Here is a 23,301-nt window from a genome sequence, read left to right as displayed (position 1 = left end):
AAAAAACTTGCATATTTATTAGTTTATTGGTTTATTGGTTTATTATTACTCATATTAATCAATTAAAACATTTTATTATGAGAAAAATAGTTTTTGCAGCTCTTGCTGGAGTATTTATGTTGAGTAGTGGGTTTGCTAAGATTGAAATTGAAAATTTACAGGAATCTGATAAAGAAGTATTTTTCGACTGTTACTACGACATTATAGGAACTACAACTAATTCTTTTGGTCAACCAGTTACCGTAGTTCAAAGTTTTTCGGTGGAAACTATCGGTAGAGCAGATTGCGAGGGAGTTATTAATTACCATTTGACAGCACTAAGATTAGGTATTTTGAAATGGTAAAAAAAATTATTTATTTAATTTTTCTCTGTTTTAGCTGTTTTAGCTTTGGTCAGAAAAATGTTTTAATCGCAAAATATAATTATACAGATATTAGCGGGAGTAGAATTGAAACATTAACAGCTGATGAGAAAATAGCTTTTTATCAGGTAATCAGTAAACCAGATTTAAATAAAGAAAAATCAAATCCTAAAATTAGGATAGAAGGGGATAATATTTTTGTAGAAGATTTTAGCAACCATATTTTTTCTAATTTTATTTTTCTATCCAATTCTAAAGATGAAAACTTCACTTATTTAAAAAATCTCGACAATGAACTAATTGTTCATGATAGTATGCCTGAATTAAATTGGAAATTACTCAATGAAGAAAAGTTAATAGATAAATATAATTGTAAAAAGGCTGAAGTCCAATTCAGAGGTAGAAAATTTACTGCGTGGTATGCCCCAAAAATAGCTGTTCCTTTTGGACCATTTAAATTTAAAGGTTTACCAGGTCTTATTATTAATATGGAGTCTACTTATAATGGTAGCACTTTATATTGGAATCTTACATCTTTAAGATATGATAACTCTATAGTGGTTCCTAGTATAAGTAGTTTTGATGGTAAAGAAATTACTTTAAGAGAAGTCTTAACCAATGAAACAAACGAGAGAAATGATCGCAGTAAAAGGACTGTTGCAAAAATGGGAAGAGGTATTCGTCAAACTAAAGTAACCTTAGAGAGACTTGGTGCAGAAAGAATCTATGAATGGGAAACCGAAGATGAAGAAAAAAAGTAAATTCCAAAATTTATTAAACCTAAAGAAAAAGACCCTTACCGGTCTTTTTCTATTTTTTACCTGCTTTATAGGTAACGCTCAAATATCGGGTAATGCGGTAAATGAGTTAAAAGAACCAGTTGCATTTGCTACTGTAATTCTTAAAACAGTACAAGACAGCAGTATTGTGGCGTTTACTCAAACAGATAAACTAGGGTTTTATAAATTAAAACCAGAGCAAACTGGCGAGTACCTACTTACTTTTTCTTCTCTTTCCTACGCGGCGCAAACTATTCCTGTAACTATTATTAATCTAGAAACCCCTCAAATCGTTAATATCTCCATGGTAGAGCAACAACTAGAGCTTAATGAAATTATTATAAATGCAGATCTTCCTATACGCATTAAGAAAGACACGATTATTATAGATGCCAAAGCCTTTATGCAAGGCAATGAAGAAGTGGTAGAAGACTTGCTTAAAAAAATACCTGGACTTACCGTAGAAAGTGATGGAACTATTAAAATAGGAAACCAAGAAGTAGAAAAAGTGATGATAGAAGGCGATGACTTTTTTGAAAAAGGCTATAAAATCCTTACTAAAAATATGCCAGCAAAACCATTGAATAAAATTGAAATTCTACAACATTATTCTAATAATAAACTGCTCAAAGGAGTAGAAGAAAGCGATAAAGTGGCGCTTAACCTTACCCTAGATGAAGATGCCAAACGGCAATGGTTCGGTAATGTGGAGTTGGGTCACGATCTAGAAGGTGGTACTTTTTATGAAGGCCGTTTTAATCTCATGAGTTTTAGTAAAAAGAATAAATACTACTTTCTAGGCAATGCAAACTCTACCGGTCAGGACGCTACTGGCGACATAGGTAATCTTATAAGTCCCATGCGTTATGGAGAACCTGGTCGCGTGGGCGATGGCGAGCAAGTAAGTAATCTTCAAAGTCTAGAGGCTGGACTTTATAATTTTAAAGCCAGCCGTTCTAATTTTAATAATGCAGAGTTGCTTTCTCTTAACGCTATTTTTAATCCTACCCAGAAACTGAAAATTAAAACTTTAGGCTTTTTCAATTGGGATGAAAAGGACTTTTTTAGAAACAGCACGAGCAGCTTTTTTGCACAAGGCACTAATTTTACTAATACAGAAGATTACCTGCTGCGCAACAGGTATTTTACAGGTTTTGGAAAATTTCAACTCAATTATGACTTGTCTAAAACTTCTAGTTTAGAATCGGTCACTTCTTATAGTGATCGCTCTAACGACGCTGGTTCTAACCTGCAATTTAACGATATTTCTACTGTAGAATCACTTACCACAGCTACGCAACGACTCGATCACATCACGACCTACACAAACCGTTTTGATGAGCAGCGCGTTTTATTACTTACCGGTAGATTTATAGATGAGAAGTCGCCGCAAAATTATGATGTGAACCAGTACTTTTTTCAAGATTTGTTCAATACGAGTCCGCAACCAGAATCGGTTTTTCAAAATATAGAAAATAGCATGACCTATGCGGGATTTAACGCTCATTATCTGGACCGCAAAGAAAATGGTCACTTGTTAGAGTTGCAACTAGGTAATGAATACCGGGAGGATAGATTAGGAAATGAGTTACGCTTTCGCGAAAGCGGAAACATCACACCACCACCACAAGGTTATGAGAACGATACCAAATATGGAGTCAACGATCTCTATGCAAAAGCATCTTATCTTTATAAATGGGAAGACTTAAAGTTAACTGGCGCGGTAGATGCGCATCAATTGTTCAATTCTCTAGAACAGTCTGGAAGCTCTGAGTCGCAACAACCATTTTTTATGAATCCTAGTGTAAATGCCAGCTATAAAATAAATAAAAAGAATAGAATAGGAATAGGCGCATCGCACAACACCACTAATGCTGGTATTCTAGATGTATATGATCAATATGTGCTCACGAGTTTCCGTTCTTTAAATAGAGGTGCTGGAGATTTCAATCAATTAGAAGCGAGTTCTATTGACTTTAATTACCAATTAGGAAACTGGAGCGATCAATTTTTTGCCAGTTTAAATGCCAGTTATAGAACAGATCATGATTTTTTCTCGACCAATTCTTTATTGCAACCTAACTTCTCGCAAACAGATAAAATAGTCATTGAAGATCGAGAAAATTTCAGTGTGAATGCTAATATGGATTATTATTTTGGCGTTTTGAGTTCCAACTTAAAGTTGAAAGCGGGTTATTCAGAAAGTAATTTTAAGAACATCATTAATAATTCTAATCTGCGAGAAGTAGAAAGTGCCAATTACAATCTAGGTCTTGAAATGCGATCTGCATTTGATGGGGTTTTTAATTACCACATAGGAACAGAATGGCGTTGGAATGAAGTGGCCTCTTCTGGAATCGAGAATAGTTTTGTGGATAACACCTCGTTTCTAGATCTTTCTTTTGTTTTTAGTGAGCAATTTGATATGCAAATTAAGTCTGAGCGTTACTTCTTCGGTAATATCAATGACGGAGATAACACCTATTATTTTCTAGATCTGGACATACGATATAATGTAAAGGACAGTCCGTTTTCGTTTTCACTAATGGCAAGAAATTTAACCAATACAGAGCAATTTAGAACCAGTTCTATCAACGATGTTTCTTCCTCAACAGTTTCTTATAGATTGTTGCCTAGATATTTATTAATGAAAGTGAAGTATAGATTTTAAAAAGTCATCCCAGCAAATTTGACTCCAAATTTTTAACTTGAGAAGAGTGTTTATTTCAAATTTATTCGGGATTGAACGGAAGTTTTCTCGGTGATTTTTAAATCTATCATTAATTTTCAACTCTGTCGCCTCTCTCCTGTCTCTCTAAAAGAGAGATGGTTTCTTTTAAGTTTTGTTTTTGATTTGTTTTTACTTTCCTTTTATTTTCAAGTTCAAGTTCAAGTTCAAACTCAAAAGGTATCTTTGCAACTTAATACCTTTTATATGTTCCAGTTAGGAAAAACCATCATTTCTGATGATCTTCTTGAAAAAGACTTTGTGTGTAATCTTACAGCTTGCAAAGGAGTTTGCTGTGTTGCTGGAGAAGCTGGCGCACCACTGGAGCAAAAAGAACTCGATATTCTCGATCGCGAGTTTGAAAACATAAAACCTTTTTTACGCCCGGAGGGTATCGCTGCAATTGAAAAACAAGGTACCTGGGTAGAGCGCGAAAATGGTGAGCTGGAAACACCTCTAGTAAACGACGCAGAATGTGCTTACGCAACTTTTAAGGAAGATGGAACAGCACTTTGCGGTATAGAATCGGCTTATCGCGATGGTAAAACAACTTTCTACAAACCTATTTCTTGTCATTTATACCCAGCACGAATCCAAGAATACACGGACTTTAAAGCAGTGAACTACCACAAATGGCAAATTTGTGACGATGCCTGTGCATTAGGTGAGGAATTAGGAGTTCCCGTTTATAAATTTTTAAAAGAACCCTTAATTAGAAAATTTGGCCAAAGCTGGTACAGTGAACTCGAAGAAATCGCTAAGGATTTTTAATCGAGTTATTTAAAATCTGCGTTTATAAGAATCATTTTTATATGTTTCGCTTTCGCGAAAGCGTGGATAACTTCTTCCATTCTTTTTTAAATTGAATTTTAAGATACAGGTTCAAATCTGGGCTGAGCAGTGATTAAAACTAAGGTTTTAAAACTCTTGTTCTACGAATGGTTGTAAAAAGTCGTTAAAAGTTCAACACCCTGTTTAGTAGTTTATTAAGAGGCTTATTTTAGATTTTGTTAAGAAATATCTTATGTTGAAAACTTGTGAAAAAGCCAAATGTTAAATCGTCCATATCGCCTTAAACATTCTTCATCTTTGTTAACCCGAGTTTTAAAAAGTAACAGAGATAAATAAAAATACATGCAGACTACACAAGAACCTATATTACAAGACAACCCAAATAGATTTGTTATTTTCCCAATTCAACATGATGATTTATGGGAATGGTATAAGAAACAACAAGCATGTATTTGGACTGCTGAAGAAATCGATTTACAAGTTGATTTAACAGACTGGCAAAATTCTCTTAATTCTGACGAACGTTATTTTATCAAACACATTCTTGCATTTTTTGCAGCGAGTGATGGGATCGTTAATGAAAATCTTGCAGAGAATTTTGTAAATGAAGTTCAGTATTCTGAAGCTAAGTTTTTCTATGGTTTCCAGATCATGATGGAAAACATTCATTCAGAGACATATTCTCTATTGATCGATACCTATGTAAAGGATGATAAAGAGAAAGATCAGCTTTTTAAAGCCATCGAGAATTTTCCTGCCATTAAATTAAAAGCAGACTGGGCAATGAAGTGGATAGACAGCCCCTCTTTTGCGGAGCGTTTGATCGCTTTTGCAGCAGTAGAAGGAATTTTCTTTTCTGGCGCCTTCTGTTCTATTTACTGGTTAAAGAAGCGTGGTTTAATGCCAGGTCTTACTTTTTCTAATGAATTGATCTCTCGTGATGAAGGTATGCACTGTGACTTTGCCGTACACCTTCACAACCATCACTTGGTCAATAAGGTACCTAAAGAGCGTATAACAGAAATTATTGTTGATGCTTTGAATATTGAGCGTGAATTTATTACAGAGTCATTACCTGCGAGTTTGATAGGTATGAATGCAAAATTAATGACGCAATACCTGGAGTTTGTGACCGATCGTTTACTTGTTGAGCTTGAATGTGAGCCCGTATATAAGGTGACAAATCCATTTGACTTTATGGATCTTATAGGTATGGAAGGGAAAACCAACTTCTTTGAAAAAAGAGTAGGTGAATACCAGAAAGCCGGAGTCATGAACAGTACTAAAGAAGATAAGAGCACTATGGACTCTTTCTCTTTAGATGCAGACTTCTAAAAAGAAGCCCCTTTAAAAACACTACAGTCAACCGACTGTTTTATATATAGTTTAGAAAATATTTCAAGGTATTTTCACAAGTGTTAACCCAATTGTTCGAGACAGGGAGTAGCCTCCTTATCTCTCCACCCAAAAAACGAGTTCAATATGTTTGTAGTAAAAAGAGACGGCCACAAGGAGCCAGTAATGTTCGACAAGATCACAGCAAGAGTGCGTAAATTATGTTATGGATTAAGTGACCATGTAGATCCTGTAAAGGTGGCTATGCGTGTTATCGATGGATTATACGATGGTGTTACGACAAGTGAATTGGATAACCTTGCTGCAGAAACTGCTGCTACCATGACCACTGCACATCCAGATTATGCTAGACTAGCAGCACGTATCTCCGTGTCTAACTTACATAAGAATACCAAGAAAACTTTTACTGACGTAGTAACAGACTTGTATGAATATGTGAATCCGCGTACAGAGAAAAAAGCACCTATGATTTCTGATGAGGTGTATCAAGTAATTCAAGATAATGCCGACCGCTTGAACTCGGCTATTATCTATAATCGTGATTTTGGGTACGATTACTTTGGGTTTAAAACATTAGAGCGTAGTTATTTATTAAAGATAAACGGTCAGATTGCTGAGCGCCCGCAACATATGTTGATGCGGGTATCTGTAGGTATTCATATTGATGATCTGGATGCAGCCATAGAAACCTATGAGTTGATGTCTAAAAAGTTCTTTACTCATGCAACGCCTACCTTGTTTAACGCAGGTACCCCTAAACCTCAAATGTCTTCTTGTTTCTTATTAACCATGCAAGATGATAGTATCGAAGGTATTTACGATACTTTAAAACAAACCGCTAAGATTTCTCAAAGTGCTGGTGGAATAGGATTGTCTATCCACAACATACGTGCAAGGGGTTCTTATATAGGTGGTACCAATGGTACTTCTAATGGTATCGTTCCTATGTTGAAAGTATATAACGACACGGCTCGTTATGTAGATCAAGGTGGGGGAAAACGTAAAGGATCTTTTGCTATTTATATGGAACCATGGCATGCAGATATTTTTGACTTCTTAGACCTTAAGAAAAACCACGGTAAAGAAGAGATGCGTGCGCGTGACTTATTCTATGCCATGTGGATGTCAGATCTTTTCATGAAAAGAGTAGAAACTAATTCTACTTGGACTTTAATGTGTCCTCATGAATGTCCAAATTTGTATAACGTTTATGGAGATGAATTTGAAGCGTTGTATACTAAATATGAAGAAGAAGGAAAAGGTCGCAAGACCATCCAAGCTCGTGAACTTTGGGATAAAATACTAGAATCTCAAATTGAAACTGGAACGCCTTATATGTTGTATAAAGATGCCGCAAATAATAAGTCCAATCAAAAGAACTTAGGTACCATCAGGTCTTCTAATCTTTGTACTGAGATTATGGAGTACACTTCTCCAGATGAAGTTGCTGTATGTAACCTTGCCTCCATCGCGCTACCTATGTTTGTAAAAGATGGTGCTTTTGATCACAAAGCTTTATATAAAGTGACTAAAAGAGTTACCCGCAATTTGAACAAAGTAATAGACCGCAACTATTACCCTGTTAAAGAAGCAGAAAACTCTAACATGCGTCACAGACCAATAGGATTAGGAATCCAAGGTCTTGCAGATGCTTTTATTATGCTACGACTTCCATTTACCTGTGACGAAGCAAAAAAACTGAATTCAGATATTTTTGAGACTTTATATTTTGCAGCTTGTGAAGCTTCTATGGAAATGGCGCAAGAAGAAGGTCCTTATTCTACATTTGCAGGTTCTCCTATGTCTCAAGGACAATTCCAATTCAACATGTGGAATGTAAATGATGACCAATTAAGCGGTCGTTACAATTGGGCAGATTTAAGAAATAAAGTGATGGAACACGGAGTGAGAAACTCCCTTCTTGTAGCTCCTATGCCTACTGCAAGTACGTCTCAGATTCTTGGAAACAATGAAGCCTTTGAACCTTATACTTCCAACATTTATACGCGTAGAACTCTTTCTGGCGAATTTATTGTCGTGAACAAACACTTATTGAAAGACCTGGTTGATCTAGGACTTTGGGATGATAACCTGAAGAATGCGATCATGAGAAATAACGGTTCTATTCAGGCTATAGATGGTATCCCTGAAGATATAAAAGAATTGTACAAGACCGTTTGGGAATTGAGTATGAAAGATATCATTGATATGTCTCGTGAGAGAGGTTACTTTATTGATCAGTCTCAATCCTTGAATTTATTCATGGAAAATGTAACCACTTCTAAACTGACCTCTATGCACTTTTATGGATGGAAAAGCGGTCTAAAAACTGGAATGTATTATTTAAGAACTAAAGCTGCCGTTGACGCTATTAAGTTTACTGTTACTAAAGAGAAAAAAGCACTACCTGTTGTTGCGCCAGTAGAGCTTCCCGTAATGAATAGTAAAGCGCCAGAACAAGCTGCACATACCTTGAGAACACAAAAACAATCACAAGAATCAGCTCCTGAACAACCGCAAACTGTAGAACCAGCAACCCCTCCACAGACCTTGTTTTTAGATGATAGTGCTCCTGCAGCGGCAAAAGTGATGAATGAATCCAAGCCGCTTGTTCAAACTAATGTGATTACAGAGAACGAAGAAATGAGTACCGAAGAATACAAGTTAATTCTTCAACGTGCCAAGGACGCTGCCAGTAATGGCGACGACTGTGAAATGTGCGGTTCTTAGATGAACATCAATTCTATTTAATTATAAAGCCTGATCTTATGATTGGGCTTTTTTTATGAATATAATCTCGCTTTCGCGAAAGTGGAACTTCATAAAAGCGCAAGACAAAAACACAGTAGGAATATTAGAATTATCAATCCAAAAAGTGCCTAAAGAGCTATTCTTCAAGGGGATATTTATAATTAATTAGTTTCTACTAAATATTAATTTTATATTTATGAGTAGTTAACAAATATCTCTCACTTTGAATAATTCATTTTACCGATCAACTGCTCTTATATTATTTCTAGTTTTTGTCACTAACTTTTCTTTTGCTCAATCGAACATAAATTTAACATGGGATTCTAGTGTAGGATGCGTAGAGTATGATGATGACGTAGATGAATTTGGCGTATTAGTTCCTATTGAACAAATAAGTGAAGATGTTTGTATTAAGTTTTGTGAAAATACTGAGGTCACTTTTTCTTTAAGCGATCCGGATGGAAATATAGACAGTGTTATATGGGATCAAGCAGGCGGAATTACTTCTTCCGCAAATCAAAACCCAGATTTTACCGTGTTATGGAATAATTTTACCAATTCTGGAAATATTAGCGTTCAAGTCACTTTGTTAGATGGAACAATAATCAGAAAAGCTATTTGTGTAGAAGTCATCGCAGCACCAATTGCCGATTTTACATTTCTATCTGGACTTAATGATAGGTGTGAAGGAGATTTTCAAACGGTAAATAATTCATTTGACCCTTCAGGATCTATCTTGATTTCTCACGAATGGACTTTTACCAATACTAATGGAACTTTAATCTCTTCTAGCGATATAGAGCCTAATGTGTATTTGGGACAAGGAACGTGGACTATCGACCTAACCGTTACTAATGAGTATAATTGTGCGCAACTAAGCGATCCACTGGTGATCACTCAAAATGAGGACTGTGACAATTGTGAAATAGAGTTAGACATAGAGCAAATTGAATTGATAGATGAACCTTTTATATATTTTGAAATATTTGGTGTTTTAGTAAATAATTCTTCTTTTGATTTAAATGTACAGTTGAGTATTTCTGGCGGGAATGGATTTTTCACACCATCTTCTATATTTGTGCCAGCAAATGGAAGTGTAGCGCTCAATCCATTACGATTTACGCCACAAACTCCATTTGTAGGAGGAAGTACTGTTATAAATATGCAGGCATCTCACTTTGAGGGTGATTGTTTTACTATAGCAACTATAGAGTTTCCTGAAGTAAGAGTAGAAAATGGAGAAACTGAGAAATCAAGTATGGCAATTAGTCCTAATCCAGTAGATCAAAAAGCTACTATTACTTACAATTTGTTTTCTACTGATATGGAAAATGTACAATTAGAAATTTACGACTTAAACGGTTTAAAAATGTATGACACTAGATTGACAACAGCTAGTGGAACTAAACAAGCTGATGTATCCTTTTTAAAGCCTACTCAATACATTGTACTCATAAGAAACAATGGAGAAATTTTAGTACAGTCCTACACTACTTAATTAAAAGATAGTATTATGAAAAAAATGATGATTCTATTGGTATTGATTTCTATTCCCATCGCAAATTGCCTCGCCCAAGAATATACTTGGGCAGCTCGTGGTGGTGGAGATATAAATTTTGGTAGCAATCCAAATACTATTAATGAATATGAACATATCAGAGATATTGTGGTGGATAGCCAAAACAACTATTACTATCTAGCAACGGTTTCTAGTAACAATACTAATTTAAACGGTATTCCTTTTACGAATTACAACCGGCCCAATTTTGGAAATGACATTTTTTTGTTTTCTACAGATTGTAATGGAAGTGTGAGATGGCAAAAAACAATAGGTGGACACAATGATGATTTAACGCAACATTTATCTATTGACTCAAATGATAATATTTATGTGTCAGGTTATGTTTTGGGGCGAGGATCTTCAAATGATAACTTTATTCACTTTGATACAGATGTAATTATCAATTCAAACTTAACATTAACTACTCCTGGACCTCATAATAAAAATTTATTTTTAATAAAATATGACAGTGCTGGAGTATTTCAATGGCTGCAAAGACCACAGAAAGATGCCACTAGTATTCAAGATATTCAAAAATCTTACACTTTTGGACATTATACAGATGCTAATAATGTCACGCATTGGTTGATGACGATGGGTGCAGGAACTCATATCAATGGAGTTTATACGACTAATACAGATAATTATGCCATATTTAGATTTGATGATCAAGGAACTTATTTAGGACAGACTCCAGTTGATTTACAATTTACTAATGGTAGGGCAACATACGCTTCAGTAGTAACTATGGATGAAATATTAAATAGGTATTATATAAGTGTTCATAAAACTACCGTGGGTAGTCAGACTATAAGTTTTCTAGGTTCAAATGTTATCGGTTATACAGCTCTTGCAGCGGTAGATGCTAGTAATGGTAATCAAATCTGGCGTATAGAGAATACAGGTGGTGAACAAGGAACAAGTATTGTTGATATCGCTGTGGATGGTCAGTCTAATATTTATATTACAGGAGAAGGGAATACAGCTGTTGATAGTGGTTTTCCAGCTCCTGATACATTAGCAGGACACACTTTTACACAAACTAACGCAAGTGGAACAGCTGGTGGTTATGCTCCGTTTTTAATAAAAATAAATAGTCAAGGAAGCTTGTTATGGGGTAGCAATCCAGTCATAGGAACTGAAGCTTCGAGTCATTCCGTTACCATTAATGGAAATGAAGTAGCAATAGCCACAGGTATGCAAGTTCCCAGTAATTGGGGTTCTCAAACCTTTAACCGTCCATCAAGCTGGTTGGCAGATCCTGTAGTTGTAAGATTTGATACTACAACAGGCAATGTATTAGGAATTGAAGATGTATTAGGTCCAGCTGGTCAACAAGATGAAGCTACAGCTATTGCAACAGATAATTTTGGTAACTATGTTGTAGGAGGTTATATGAGAAGTACGCTATTTCAAAACAATACAGGGATCACTCCTTTACAAATCAATGGTAGTGGAGAAACTGATTTCTGGTATGCACGTCTAGCAACTACCGATTGTGCTGGAGTGCCACTTAGTATTGAAGAAGAAAGCGTTAATCAAGTTTCTATTTTTCCTAACCCAGCAACAGACTTTGTAGAGATAACTGGTGATTTATCATTTACTTCCTATTCTATTTATAATATTTCTGGTCAGCAAGTATTATCAGGTAGTATTGATGGTGATAACAGAATAGATGTACTGTTTTTGACTTCTGGAGTGTATTTTATAGAGCTGCAAGGAGACTCTGGTGTTTCTCAGGCTTTGAAATTGATTAAGTTATAGATTTTGTGTACGCTTTTGCGAAAGCGGTTAAGTAGTAGTAGTATACATAGACTGTTAATTCATTTAACAAAAAACATCATTTGTACGTAAATTCTTTAATTCTATACTAAACTTGGACTAAACCTTTCACAAATAGTCGTTTACAACTCCTTCTTATTCTTATATTAAATCAACAAGTAATTTAGAAACCATACAAACTAATATCATGAAGTATACAAAAGAAGTATCAGAAAGATTAAACGATTTACTAACTAAAAACTTTGATGCAGAGGCTGGATATAAATTAGCCAAAGACAAAGTAGATAGCAGTAGGATAAAAGATTTCTTTACGATGCAAGCCCAAGAACGATATAACTTCGGACACGAATTGAAAGAAGAAATTAGAAACTTTGGCGAGAGTCCTGATAAAGGAACAAGCTTAAAAGGAGATGCCCACCGCACATGGATGAATATTAAATCTACCTTCACTTCTAACAACGAGGAATCGATTTTAGAAGAAGCGATACGTGGAGAAAAAACAGCCTTAGAAGAGTACAATTCTATTATATCAGAAACAACATTACCACCATCAACAAAAAACATGTTGACCACTCACCGAAATAATATTTTAAACGCGCTGAGTAGAATAAGTGCCATGGAAGAAATAGCATAATAAAGGATTTATAATAATTCTTTTGAGCCCGATCAATTTTTGGTCGGGCTTTTTTATTTTAAAGTAACCAACCATTATTAGGGTCGATTGTTCATAACTAGATTTTAAGAAAACAGCTTAATATGCTATATTTAAAATCCTGAATTGAAATTTTCATTCTACATCAAATGTCTATTAAACAGACTTTTAAAAGAATTATAATTTTTGTTTTAGGCCTTCATCATTTTGCTATTAACACTTCATAAATTACGTACATGTATCTCATCTTTGACACTGAAACCACTGGATTGCCTAAACGCTGGGATGCACCTTATACTGATATAGACAACTGGCCTCGAGTGATTCAAATAGCCTGGCAACTACATGACGAGATGGGAACCCTAATCGAGGCACAAGATTACTTGATACAACCTAATGGATTTGATATTCCCTATGACGCAGAGCGCATTCACGGTATTTCTACAGCACTAGCTCAAAAAGATGGAATTCCTCTCATAGAGATGCTAGAGAAGTTCAACATAGCCTTGAGTAAAACAAAGTTTGTCGTAGGTCAGAATTTAAAATTTGACTTGAATGTTACCGGATCAGAGTTCGTACGTGCTCAAATAGGTAACGACTTACAAGAACTTCCAGTTCTTGATACTTGTACCGAACAAACAGCAAATTTGTGTCAAATTCCTGGTGGCCGGTATGGTAAATTTAAATTGCCTACACTTACCGAATTGCACCAATTTCTTTTTAATCAGCCATTTGGAGAAGCACATAACGCCACAGCAGATGTGGAAGCAACGACTCGCTGTTTCTTAGAACTCCTTAGAAAAGGGCATTACTCGCTAGAGAAATTAGGTTTTGAGGATGGATATATGGCACGCTTTCGCGAAAGCAACCCTACGACCATCACTGCAGTAGGAATAAAACATCTCAACCTTAAAAAAGCATCTGAAAAACTTAATACTGATGAAAGTCCTGAAATTTCTAAAGAAGAAATTAAAGAAAATTTAAATGAATTAAGTGATGCAAAATTTGCACATCTTCATAGTCACAGTCAGTTTTCTATATTACAATCTACCGCAAGTGTAGGAGATCTCGTAAAAGCCGCTGCAGCAAATAATATGCTGGCAGTTACTATGACTGACCATGCTAACATGATGGGAGCATTCCACTTTGTAAAAGCAGTAAAGGCTCATAATGCCAGTCTTGTAGATGCTGAAGATGGAGAACAAAAAAAACCTATAAAACCCATTATAGGTTGTGAGTTTCAAGTATGTGAAGACATGCTGGACCGCACACATAAGGACAACGGTTATCAAATAGTAATTCTTGCCAAAAACAAAAATGGTTATCACAATCTAGCAAAAATGGCAAGTAGAGCTTATACAGAAGGCTTTTATTATTTGCCTAGAGTAGATAAAAAACTGATTGAAGAATACAAGGAAGACCTTATTGTTCTTACCGGAAACATGTATGGTGAAGTTCCTTCTAAGATATTGAATCTAGGAGAAAATCAAGCTGAAGAAGCTTTATTGTGGTGGAAAAAACACTTCGGCGATGATCTTTATATAGAAGTAATGCGCCACGGTCAAGAAGATGAAAATCGTGCTAACGAAGTGCTGATCAACTTTGCCCACAAGCACCATGTGAAAATTGTCGCTACTAACAATACCTACTACGTCCATAAAGAAGATGCCAATGCTCACGATATTTTACTTTGTGTAAAAGATAATGAAAAACAAGCAACACCTATAGGTCGTGGACGCGGGTATCGTTATGGATTACCTAACCAAGAATATTACTACAAGTCTGCACAAGAGATGAAGGAACTCTTCAAAGACTTGCCAGAAGCCATTTTGAATGTGCAAGAAGTCGTTGATAAAGTAGAAGCTTATGAACTCGCTAGGGATGTATTACTTCCAGCTTTTGATATCCCTGAAGAATTTATAGATCTTAATGACGCCAGCGGGAAAACTAAAAACGGAGAAAATGCTTACTTGAAACACCTTACTTATGAAGGTGCAAAAATGCGCTACGGAGAAGATTTTGGAGATGATATCAAAGAACGTCTCGATTTTGAACTGAGCGTTATTCAAAATACAGGTTATCCAGGTTATTTCTTGATCGTTTGGGATTTCATCAAGGCAGCAAGAGAAATGGATGTTGCCGTAGGCCCGGGACGTGGATCTGCTGCTGGTAGTGCCGTGGCTTATTGTTTAAGAATTACAAATGTAGACCCCATTCACTACGACTTACTTTTTGAACGTTTCCTAAATCCTGATCGAGTGTCCATGCCCGATATTGATATTGATTTTGATGATGAAAATCGATATAAGGTTATGGATTACGTTATTGAAAAATACGGTTCTTCCCAAGTAGCGCAAATTATAACTTATGGGACCATGGCGGCAAAGTCATCCATAAGAGACACCGCAAGAGCACTCGATCTACCACTACAAGATGCAGATCGTGTAGCAAAGTTAATTCCTGATTTTGCTAAGCTTAAAAAGATTTTTGCCTTAGAGGATAATGAAATTAGTGGTAAATTTCGTGGAGATGATGCTGATATGGTGCGAGAACTAAGAAGCCTCGCCGCTGGTAATGATCTGATTGCCGAGACCTTAAAACAAGCTAGAATTCTTGAAGGTTCTGTCAGAAATACGGGTGTTCATGCCTGTGGAGTGATCATCACACCAGATGATCTGACCAACTTCGTTCCTGTCGCTACAGCAAAGAATTCTGATCTTTATGTCACTCAGTTTGATAACGAAGTCGTAGAAAGCGCAGGATTGTTAAAAATGGACTTCTTAGGATTAAAAACCTTAAGTCAGATCAAGGATACGGTCGCCATTATAAAAGAACGTCATGGAATAGAACTGGATATAGAGTCCATCCCTCTAGATGACGAGAAAACATATGAGCTGTTCCAGCGTGGAGAAACAACTGCTATTTTCCAGTATGAAAGTGTGGGAATGCAAAAATACATGCGAGAACTCAAGCCTACACAGTTTGCCGATCTTATTGCTATGAACGCTTTGTATAGACCTGGGCCCTTAGAATATATTCCAGAATTTATTGATCGCAAGCACGGTCGTAAAGACATTGTTTATGATCTAGATGCCATGGAAGAATACCTGAAGGAAACTTACGGTATTACAGTGTATCAAGAGCAAGTTATGTTACTCTCTCAAAAACTAGCCAATTTCTCCAAGGGTGATGCTGATGTATTAAGAAAGGCTATGGGTAAAAAACAGATAGCCACACTTCAAAAAATGAAGCCACAATTCCTAGATGCTGGAGAAGCAAACGGACATGACCGTAGCATTTTAGAAAAGGTATGGAAAGACTGGGAAGCATTTGCATCTTATGCGTTTAACAAATCACACTCCACTTGTTATGCCTGGATTGCTTATCAGACCGCTTACTTAAAAGCAAATTATGGCGCCGAATTTATGGCTGCTACTTTGTCTAACAACATGAATCAGATCAAGGATGTGACTAAGTTCATGGATGAATGCCGTCGTATGGGACTGGATGTGCTGGGTCCAGATGTGAATGAATCCAATTATAAATTTACCGTTAACCCTAAAGGTGCAATTCGTTTTGGGATGGGGGCTGTAAAAGGGTTAGGTCATGCAGCTGTAATGACCATTATAGATAACAGAAAAAAGGGACATTACAAAAGTATCTTTGATATGGCAAAGCGTATCGACTTGCGAGCGGCAAATAAAAAGTCTTTTGAAGCACTAGCCTTAAGTGGTGGTTTTGACGGTTTAGGTGGTGAAAATAGAGCACAGTTTTTCTATGAATTTGATAACGGTCAGATATTTTTAGAACAAGTAGTGAAATATGCTCAGAAGTTTCAAGAAAATGAAAATAGTTCCCAAGTGAGTCTTTTTGGAGAAGCAAGTGATGTACAAATTCCAGAACCACAATTGCCTATTTGCGACGATTGGGGTGCGATGGAAAAACTAAAAAGAGAAAAAGAGGTCGTAGGAATCTATATTTCTGGTCACCCATTAGACGATTACAAAAAGGAAATCAAATTCTTTTGTAATGCAAACCTGGCAGCCATGAAAGAACTAGAACCCTTAGTCAACAGAGAGCTTACTTTTTGCGGTGTTATTACAGAAGCCAGACACATGATGAGTAAGGCAAACAAACCTTGGGGAATGTTCACGCTAGAAGATTATGACGAGACTCACGAATTCAGAATCTTCGGTGAGGACTATTTAAAATTCAGACACTTTTTAATCCCAAATTCCTTCTTGCACGCTAAGGTAAAGATTCAACAAGGCTGGTTAGATAAAAACACGGGTAGGCCAAGAGATCCTCGTATCCTGTTTACACAAATGGGGCAACTACAAGACGTTATGGCAAGCGCTGCCAAAAAGTTAACCATTGAGTTTCACGTGAGTGAAGTTTTAGAAGAGCGTATCGAACTTTTGAAGGAAGCACTAGATAAACACAAAGGAGATCAACGTTTGTATTTTAATCTTAAAGATCATGAAGAGAAAATATCGATAGATATGTCTGCTAGATTACAAAAGGTAAATGTAAGTGCCGAGTTGCTTTCCCTGTTAGATGAGCATGAGATCACTTATGGAGTAGGTTAATTGGAATAATAAATACTTTGTTCTAGAATATGCTGGTATTATTAGAGGGACCGGAAAGTGCTTCTGGAGTTAGTTAAGATATACATTCACTTAAGCAGAGACTTAACTTTATGTTTTAACAACTAGCTCCTTCCTGGATCCACCTACCAAGTATTGGCTTTGATATGTTTAGTAAAAACGATATTCCTTCAACACCCTCCATATAAGTTATTAAAATACCTCATAAGACCGCGATCACCAAACATTTTGCTTTAAAAAACTCTATTTCTCTTATCCAAAAATTTATATTTGCCTCTTAAGCCTTAATCATGCAGTTTAACATCACAAAAGACTTTATAGAAGAGATACAATCACTGATTGAAGTCAATGATAGTAAACAGCTGGAACACATCTTAGAAGAACTCCACTTTGCTGATATTGCAGAAATTATTGACGAACTCAATCTGGAACAAGCTGTATATATCGTAAAGCTCCTCGATTCAGAAAAAACTTCTGAAGCTTTAATGGAGCTGGATGAAGACCAGCGAGATCGCGTCCTTAATGCACTTTCTCCCAAAGAAATCGCTGAAGAGCTGGAAGAGATGGATACCGATGATGCGGCAGATATCTTAAACGAACTTCCTGATGATATCGCCCAAGAAGTAATCAATGAAATAATTGATGAACAACATGCAGAGGATATTGTTGATCTGTTGCGTTTTGATGAAAACAGTGCTGGTGGACTGATGGCTAAAGAATTGGTGCGTGTTAATGAAAATTGGACCGTTACTGGATGTGTGAGTGAAATGCGCGCGCAAGCAAAAAACGTGACTCGTGTGCACTCCATATATGTAGTAGATAACAACAACAAACTCAAAGGAAGGCTTTCCTTAAAAGACCTATTAACCAGCAAGGAATCTACACCTATAAAGGACGTTTATATTCCTAAAGTTGATTTTGTAACCGTCAACACTCCTGGAGAAGAAGTCTCTCGTATCATGCGTAAGTACGATCTAGAGGCCATTCCTGTAGTTGATGAATTAGAACGTCTCGTAGGTCGTATCACCATTGACGATATTGTAGATTTTATTACAGAAGAAGCAGAAAAAGATTACCAACTCGCAAGTGGTATCTCGCAAGACGTAGAAGCAAATGACAGTATTTTAGAATTGACCAAAGCGCGACTGCCTTGGCTCGTTTTAGGTCTTTTAGGTGGTATAGGCGCTGCCGCGATTATGGGTGGTTTTGAAGAGATCTTTGAAAAGCACGCCGTATTATTTTTCTTCACTCCATTAATAGCCGCTATGGCAGGAAACGTAGGAGTGCAGTCCAGTGCGATCATCGTACAAGGTATCGCAAATGACGATCTAAAAGGAAGTATAGGAAATAGATTGATTAAAGAAGTATTGCTCGCTATGTTAAATGGAGTTATACTAGCGATTCTTTTATTTGCCTATACCTATATTGCAAATGGTGAGTTTGTAACCTCTATAGCTATTTCGATATCCTTATTTGCAGTAATTATTATGGCTGGACTAGTGGGCACTTTTGTTCCACTAGCGCTGCACAAAAGAGGTATAGACCCCGCACTTGCTACTGGGCCATTTATTACTACCAGCAATGATATTTTTGGAATTTTAATCTATTTTATGATTGCAAAGGCTATTATTGGTATTTAAAGAATGTGATGTGTGTGCTGCTTTTGATTTTATTATTCAAATAAAAGTTTATCCTAAGAAAGCTCAGGGCGAAAGAGGAATTATCACAAATACATAGACACTTTTCTAACTTTTGATTTACTAAAAACTCTCGTCCAATGCGTATCTTCACTTTATGAAAACGGCTACGGTAAAAGAACTAAAGGAAGAACTCAAATTCAGGTCAGATGATGACTTGATCAAGATCATTCTGCGGCTATCTCGATTTAAAAAAGAAAACAAAGAACTCCTTACCTATTTACTTTTTGAATCTACTCACGAAGATGACTATGTGGCAAATGTAAAAACGCTTCTAGATAATATGTTTCTAGCACTAAATACGGCAAATAATTACCGTCTTCAAAAAGGTGTGCGCAAAGTCCTTCGGGAGTCTAAAAAATATGTGCGTTATTCAGGAAGTAAGGAGACAGAGGTCTCTATTTTGATCCACTTCTGCCGATTAATGAGAGAGACGCATCCGCAAGTATTGCGCAGCAAAACCATGCGCGACCTTATGGAAAGACAACTTATTATTATCAAAACTCGTATTTCTACACTTCATGAAGACTTGCAATACGACTATGAGCAAGAACTCAATATGGTAGAGGTCTAAAAGCTATGTGGGATGAGGGATGCGGAAAGTCAAGTTCCAAATAAAATCAAAATCAAAATCTCCAATAACAAAAGCTAATTACTGATTTTAAAATATAAAGCCTCACAGAGGTTTCTTTCCTTTAGAAAGACGGAAGATAGGTTAGCCTATTATAAAAATTCCAATCTCCAGAAATCAAAATTATTGCAAAAATCAAATCTTTTATAATTAGCCATTAAAAATTTATACCAGCAAATTAATAATCCGTAATTTATGGAACTTAAAGTTTTAAAATAGAAGTTAAAATATGAAAATACTTCACCTAGACAGCAATCATGATGTTCTTGCGCAAAAACTAGCAACAGCTGGTTTTGAAAATCATTATGATTATACGTCGCCTAAAGAAGACATCATGAAAGTGATAGGCAATTACGACGGCATGATCGTACGCAGTCGTTTTCCTATTGATGCTCCCTTTTTAAAAGCAGCTACGTCTTTAAAATTCATAGGTCGCGTAGGCGCTGGACTGGAAAATATAGACCTGGACATTGCAAAAGAATTAGGAATATCTTGTTACAACGCGCCAGAAGGAAATAGAAATGCAGTAGGAGAACACGCCTTGGGAATGTTGCTCTCATTATTCAATCATTTAAATAGAGCAGATAGAGAAGTACGATCTGGACTGTGGCGTAGAGAAGAAAATCGCGGCTTAGAACTGGACGGAAAGACCATAGGACTTATAGGCTATGGAAATATGGGAAAAGCTTTTGCTGAAAAACTTTCTGGTTTTGACTGTAAAGTGATTTGTTATGATATTAAAGAAAATGTAGGAAATAAGAATTGTACTCAAGTAAGCCTGCAAGAATTACAACAACAAGCCGATGTGTTGAGTCTTCATACTCCACAAACAGAATTGACTATAGAAATGATCGATGCAGCATTTATAGCGGCATTTAAAAAACCATTCTACTTGATCAATACGGCCAGAGGAAAATCTGTAGTCACTGCCGACTTAGTTGCAGCTCTTAAAAGCAACAAAATTTTAGGTGCTGGACTGGATGTACTGGAATATGAAAAAGGTTCTTTTGAATCTCTCTTTCGCAATAGCGAAATTCCAACAGCATTTGCAGCACTATTAGAAATGGATAACGTATTGTTGAGTCCGCATGTGGCTGGATGGACCCTAGAATCTAAATATAAACTGGCTGAAGTAATTGCAGATAAAATCATTGAAAACTATAAGTTGTCATGAAAAAAGTAACCGGCATAGGTGGTGATTTCTTTAAATGCAAAGATACAGAGTTAACAAAAGCATAGTAATCAAAGCATTTAGGATTACCACTAGGTGACTATGGATGTAACTTCTGGCAAGCTGAAAGTGTACAACTCGATAAAAAAGCAAGCCAACAGTGGAGCCCTTTTAAATCTGATTCTACGTATTTTGAACCGGGTAAACAAGACTTCATGATCAATTACCGATTAGCCGATTTAAAAAGTTTGCTGGAAGAACTGAAACAAAATGGTGTTGAAGTAGTCGGTAAGATAGAAGAATAAGATTACGATAAATTTGGATGGGTTATAGATTGTGATGGCGGTAAAGTAGAACTTTGGGAGCCTAGAAATGAACACCTATTTGAAAAATAAACTACATTTAACACTACCAACTTAAAAAAACAAACATGAGTACAGAAGGATACGATAGTTCAAAAAGTGGCTTTGACAATGCAAAGGATTCTGCAAAAGAAGGATTTGACAACGCAAAGGAAACATTTAACGACGCTGCAAACAACGCAAAAGAAAGTGCCAAAGATTTTCAACAAAACTTTAATCAAACTTTAAATAATCAAGAAAACAAAAAGGTTCTAGCTGGTATAATGGGTATTTTACTAGGAACATTTGGTATACACAAGTTTATATTGGGATACAACCAAGAGGGTATTATCCAGTTGATTTTAGGTATTGTAAGCTGTGGAGCTTTAGGTATTATAGGCTTGATAGAAGGGATTATTTATCTGACGAAGTCTGATGAAGAGTTTTATTACACCTATCAAGTAAACAAAAAAGGCTGGTTTTAAAAAACCGCTGATTATCAACCGTATAAGGTCTTAAATGTTAAGTTTAAGACCTTTTTTTGTACACAAGAATTAATGGTCTTAACTTTGCGTTAACACAAACATGATTATTGATGTTTGTCGTTGAAAATAATGGCTTTAAAAATTCTAGTTCTCAGTACTACAAATTCCACCTTAGGTCCTATGACACAAGGATTTCTGGACTATTATAGTTCGAAAAAGACACGGGTGCTCAGTGCTGGGATAGAACCCCTACCTATTCATCAAATGGCCTTAAAAGTAATGGACTCTTTAGGCATACCTGTAGAGAAGTCTAGAAGGAATTTTGAAGATGTGGAAGAAATTGACTTTGATTATATCATTACCTTTTCAGATAAAGCACATCTGCTCGCTAAGTCAAAAACCAAAAAAGCAACTGTTTTTCATCTCAAAATGGACAGTCTTGATACCACACAAGGAACTGATAAGGAAATCAAAACTGCTTTTAAAACCAGTCGCAAAGAATTACAAGCTTACTGCACAGAATTTGCAGAACAATACCTACAGAAAAAAACAAAAAAAGCTTAGCCTCTACTCCATCTTATAATCTAAAGGTAACATACCGGACACCTTTAAATTAGAAACAAAGCCGCCTGTTTTTAAAACTTTATAATTGAGAACATTACCAGCATCTGAAATGACTAATTTAGGGGTGTCAAGATATATAGCAGATTGAAAATTCTGAGGGTCCATAATTTCGTATTGTTTCTCTCTAAAATCAACGATATATAAAGCTCCCTTTTTCCTGCTTCTGATGTGGTCTTTTACCACTACTTTTTTTCTGTCAAAAACGAGATGGTACCCTTCTTCGTCAAATCTGTTTTCGGCAATTAGTTTAAATAATCGCAATTCAGAAACTTTATAAGCGCGTTTGCGATGACGTCTCACCCATCCTCTTTTAGCATCTTTTTCATTTAATTCTTTAAAAAAGGCACTGCCTACAAAGTAAGAAGAAATCATATAATGAGTAGGAAATTCCATGGAGCCGCTCATTTCCACATTTTCTAAGCTTAGCTCTTCAAAAGTGATTTCAAAATCTGTCAAGTTATAGGTTACTAGGTAATTTAAATCTCTATTTTCTATTAGTAGAGGCTCTTCAGCATAAGCAGTCATCTTTTTAGTAGATGGATTAAAACGCATTCTCACTTTATCGAGATTGAGAATACTACATTCCTTTGCAATTAAAGTAGTGCCTAAAAATTGTTTGATAAAGTACTTCTCCTTTTTCTCACGGCTCCATGGATCTGGATAGAGATAAACCGCTGGAAGCTCCCCTACTTTAGGTTGTAATTCAAGATTAGAAAAGTCGGTATTCAAAGGATCGCTAAAAATTTGTGTTTCATAGCCTAATAGGCTTACGGTAAAAATACTCTGACTATTTTCATAATAAGAAATTTTAAAATCCCCATTAAAGTCAGTAATGGTCCCTTTTGAGGTGCCTGAAAAGTAAATGTTTACAGAGGGCAAAGGTTCCTTTGAAGTGGCGTCTGTAATAGTTCCTTTTATGAACTGCGCGTTAATTGATAAAGGGATGAGAATAAGAAGGAATATAAATCGTTTTTTTTTCATT

Annotated in this window: 16 protein-coding genes; 15 read left to right on the top strand and 1 reads right to left on the bottom strand. The window is 36.0% G+C overall.

Features of this window, described 5'->3' with window-relative positions; all coding sequences use genetic code 11:
- Positions 1-77: 77 nt before the first annotated feature.
- The 15 genes from F0365_RS06835 (at position 78) to F0365_RS06760 (ending at position 22,259) form a co-directional block, all read left to right on the top strand.
- Positions 78-344: a hypothetical protein gene (locus F0365_RS06835; protein WP_169933019.1), complete on the top strand. Its 267-nt coding sequence runs from the start codon at positions 78-80 to the stop codon at positions 342-344.
- A complete protein-coding gene (locus F0365_RS06830; protein ID WP_169933018.1) occupies positions 338-1,123 on the top strand; it encodes a GLPGLI family protein in 786 nt (261 codons plus the stop codon). The genes F0365_RS06835 and F0365_RS06830 overlap by 7 nt, the downstream gene beginning before the upstream one ends.
- Entirely contained in the window at positions 1,107-3,812 is a 2,706-nt protein-coding gene (locus F0365_RS06825; protein WP_169933017.1) for a carboxypeptidase-like regulatory domain-containing protein, read from the top strand. The genes F0365_RS06830 and F0365_RS06825 overlap by 17 nt, the downstream gene beginning before the upstream one ends.
- 264 nt (positions 3,813-4,076) lie before the next feature.
- Positions 4,077-4,640 (top strand): DUF3109 family protein, encoded by a 564-nt coding sequence (locus F0365_RS06820; RefSeq protein ID WP_169933016.1) that lies wholly within the window; start codon positions 4,077-4,079, stop codon positions 4,638-4,640.
- Between the two features lie 363 nt (positions 4,641-5,003).
- Positions 5,004-5,996 carry a ribonucleotide-diphosphate reductase subunit beta gene (locus F0365_RS06815; protein WP_169933015.1) on the top strand — a complete coding sequence of 331 codons (993 nt, stop codon included), beginning with the start codon at positions 5,004-5,006 and terminating at the stop codon, positions 5,994-5,996.
- A gap of 147 nt (positions 5,997-6,143) precedes the next feature.
- Positions 6,144-8,747 carry a ribonucleoside-diphosphate reductase subunit alpha gene (locus F0365_RS06810; RefSeq protein WP_169933014.1) on the top strand — a complete coding sequence of 868 codons (2,604 nt, stop codon included), beginning with the start codon at positions 6,144-6,146 and terminating at the stop codon, positions 8,745-8,747.
- A gap of 244 nt (positions 8,748-8,991) precedes the next feature.
- Entirely contained in the window at positions 8,992-10,266 is a 1,275-nt protein-coding gene (locus F0365_RS06805; protein WP_169933013.1) for a T9SS type A sorting domain-containing protein, read from the top strand.
- A 15-nt stretch (positions 10,267-10,281) separates the two neighbouring features.
- Entirely contained in the window at positions 10,282-12,093 is a 1,812-nt protein-coding gene (locus F0365_RS06800; protein WP_169933012.1) for a T9SS type A sorting domain-containing protein, read from the top strand.
- A gap of 205 nt (positions 12,094-12,298) precedes the next feature.
- Entirely contained in the window at positions 12,299-12,745 is a 447-nt protein-coding gene (locus tag F0365_RS06795) for a ferritin-like domain-containing protein (RefSeq protein ID WP_169933011.1), read from the top strand.
- A gap of 254 nt (positions 12,746-12,999) precedes the next feature.
- Positions 13,000-17,352: a DNA polymerase III subunit alpha gene (gene dnaE, locus F0365_RS06790; RefSeq protein WP_169933010.1), complete on the top strand. Its 4,353-nt coding sequence runs from the start codon at positions 13,000-13,002 to the stop codon at positions 17,350-17,352.
- A 308-nt stretch (positions 17,353-17,660) separates the two neighbouring features.
- The gene (mgtE, locus tag F0365_RS06785) at positions 17,661-19,010 is read left to right on the top strand and encodes a magnesium transporter (RefSeq protein WP_169933009.1); all 1,350 of its coding nucleotides are present in this window, start codon (positions 17,661-17,663) and stop codon (positions 19,008-19,010) included.
- Between the two features lie 154 nt (positions 19,011-19,164).
- Positions 19,165-19,641: a hypothetical protein gene (locus F0365_RS06780; RefSeq protein ID WP_169933008.1), complete on the top strand. Its 477-nt coding sequence runs from the start codon at positions 19,165-19,167 to the stop codon at positions 19,639-19,641.
- Positions 19,642-19,927: 286 nt separating this feature from the next.
- Positions 19,928-20,872, top strand: coding sequence for a 2-hydroxyacid dehydrogenase (locus tag F0365_RS06775; RefSeq protein WP_169933007.1), 945 nt, complete (start codon positions 19,928-19,930; stop codon positions 20,870-20,872).
- Positions 20,873-21,299: 427 nt separating this feature from the next.
- On the top strand, positions 21,300-21,695 hold the full coding sequence (locus F0365_RS06765; protein WP_169933006.1) for a TM2 domain-containing protein: 396 nt from the start codon (positions 21,300-21,302) through the stop codon (positions 21,693-21,695).
- A 129-nt stretch (positions 21,696-21,824) separates the two neighbouring features.
- Positions 21,825-22,259: a low molecular weight phosphatase family protein gene (locus tag F0365_RS06760; RefSeq protein ID WP_169933005.1), complete on the top strand. Its 435-nt coding sequence runs from the start codon at positions 21,825-21,827 to the stop codon at positions 22,257-22,259.
- A gap of 3 nt (positions 22,260-22,262) precedes the next feature.
- On the opposite strand, the gene F0365_RS06755 is transcribed toward F0365_RS06760, so the two are convergent.
- A complete protein-coding gene (locus F0365_RS06755; RefSeq protein WP_169933004.1) occupies positions 22,263-23,300 on the bottom strand; it encodes a carboxypeptidase-like regulatory domain-containing protein in 1,038 nt (345 codons plus the stop codon).
- Between the last annotated feature and the right edge of the window lies 1 nt (position 23,301).

The organism is Nonlabens sp. Ci31 (genome assembly GCF_012974865.1).
Classification (GTDB): Bacteria; Bacteroidota; Bacteroidia; order Flavobacteriales; family Flavobacteriaceae; genus Nonlabens.
The sequence above is the reverse complement of the archived record's forward strand: the minus strand, read 5'-3'. Positions and strand labels throughout refer to the sequence as shown.

What these genes read in the sequence shown, in the direction of transcription:
- F0365_RS06815 (WP_169933015.1), top strand. Translation starts at nt 5,004, where the DNA reads ATGCAGACTACACAAGAACCTATATTACAAGACAACCCAAATAGATTT.
- dnaE (WP_169933010.1), top strand. Translation starts at nt 13,000, where the DNA reads ATGTATCTCATCTTTGACACTGAAACCACTGGATTGCCTAAACGCTGG.
- F0365_RS06755 (WP_169933004.1), bottom strand. Translation starts at nt 23,300, where the DNA reads ATGAAAAAAAAACGATTTATATTCCTTCTTATTCTCATCCCTTTATCA.
- F0365_RS06835 (WP_169933019.1), top strand. Translation starts at nt 78, where the DNA reads ATGAGAAAAATAGTTTTTGCAGCTCTTGCTGGAGTATTTATGTTGAGT.
- F0365_RS06765 (WP_169933006.1), top strand. Translation starts at nt 21,300, where the DNA reads ATGAGTACAGAAGGATACGATAGTTCAAAAAGTGGCTTTGACAATGCA.
- F0365_RS06830 (WP_169933018.1), top strand. Translation starts at nt 338, where the DNA reads ATGGTAAAAAAAATTATTTATTTAATTTTTCTCTGTTTTAGCTGTTTT.
- F0365_RS06800 (WP_169933012.1), top strand. Translation starts at nt 10,282, where the DNA reads ATGAAAAAAATGATGATTCTATTGGTATTGATTTCTATTCCCATCGCA.
- F0365_RS06760 (WP_169933005.1), top strand. Translation starts at nt 21,825, where the DNA reads ATGGCTTTAAAAATTCTAGTTCTCAGTACTACAAATTCCACCTTAGGT.
- F0365_RS06795 (WP_169933011.1), top strand. Translation starts at nt 12,299, where the DNA reads ATGAAGTATACAAAAGAAGTATCAGAAAGATTAAACGATTTACTAACT.
- mgtE (WP_169933009.1), top strand. Translation starts at nt 17,661, where the DNA reads ATGCAGTTTAACATCACAAAAGACTTTATAGAAGAGATACAATCACTG.
- F0365_RS06820 (WP_169933016.1), top strand. Translation starts at nt 4,077, where the DNA reads ATGTTCCAGTTAGGAAAAACCATCATTTCTGATGATCTTCTTGAAAAA.
- F0365_RS06825 (WP_169933017.1), top strand. Translation starts at nt 1,107, where the DNA reads ATGAAGAAAAAAAGTAAATTCCAAAATTTATTAAACCTAAAGAAAAAG.
- F0365_RS06780 (WP_169933008.1), top strand. Translation starts at nt 19,165, where the DNA reads ATGAAAACGGCTACGGTAAAAGAACTAAAGGAAGAACTCAAATTCAGG.
- F0365_RS06775 (WP_169933007.1), top strand. Translation starts at nt 19,928, where the DNA reads ATGAAAATACTTCACCTAGACAGCAATCATGATGTTCTTGCGCAAAAA.
- F0365_RS06810 (WP_169933014.1), top strand. Translation starts at nt 6,144, where the DNA reads ATGTTTGTAGTAAAAAGAGACGGCCACAAGGAGCCAGTAATGTTCGAC.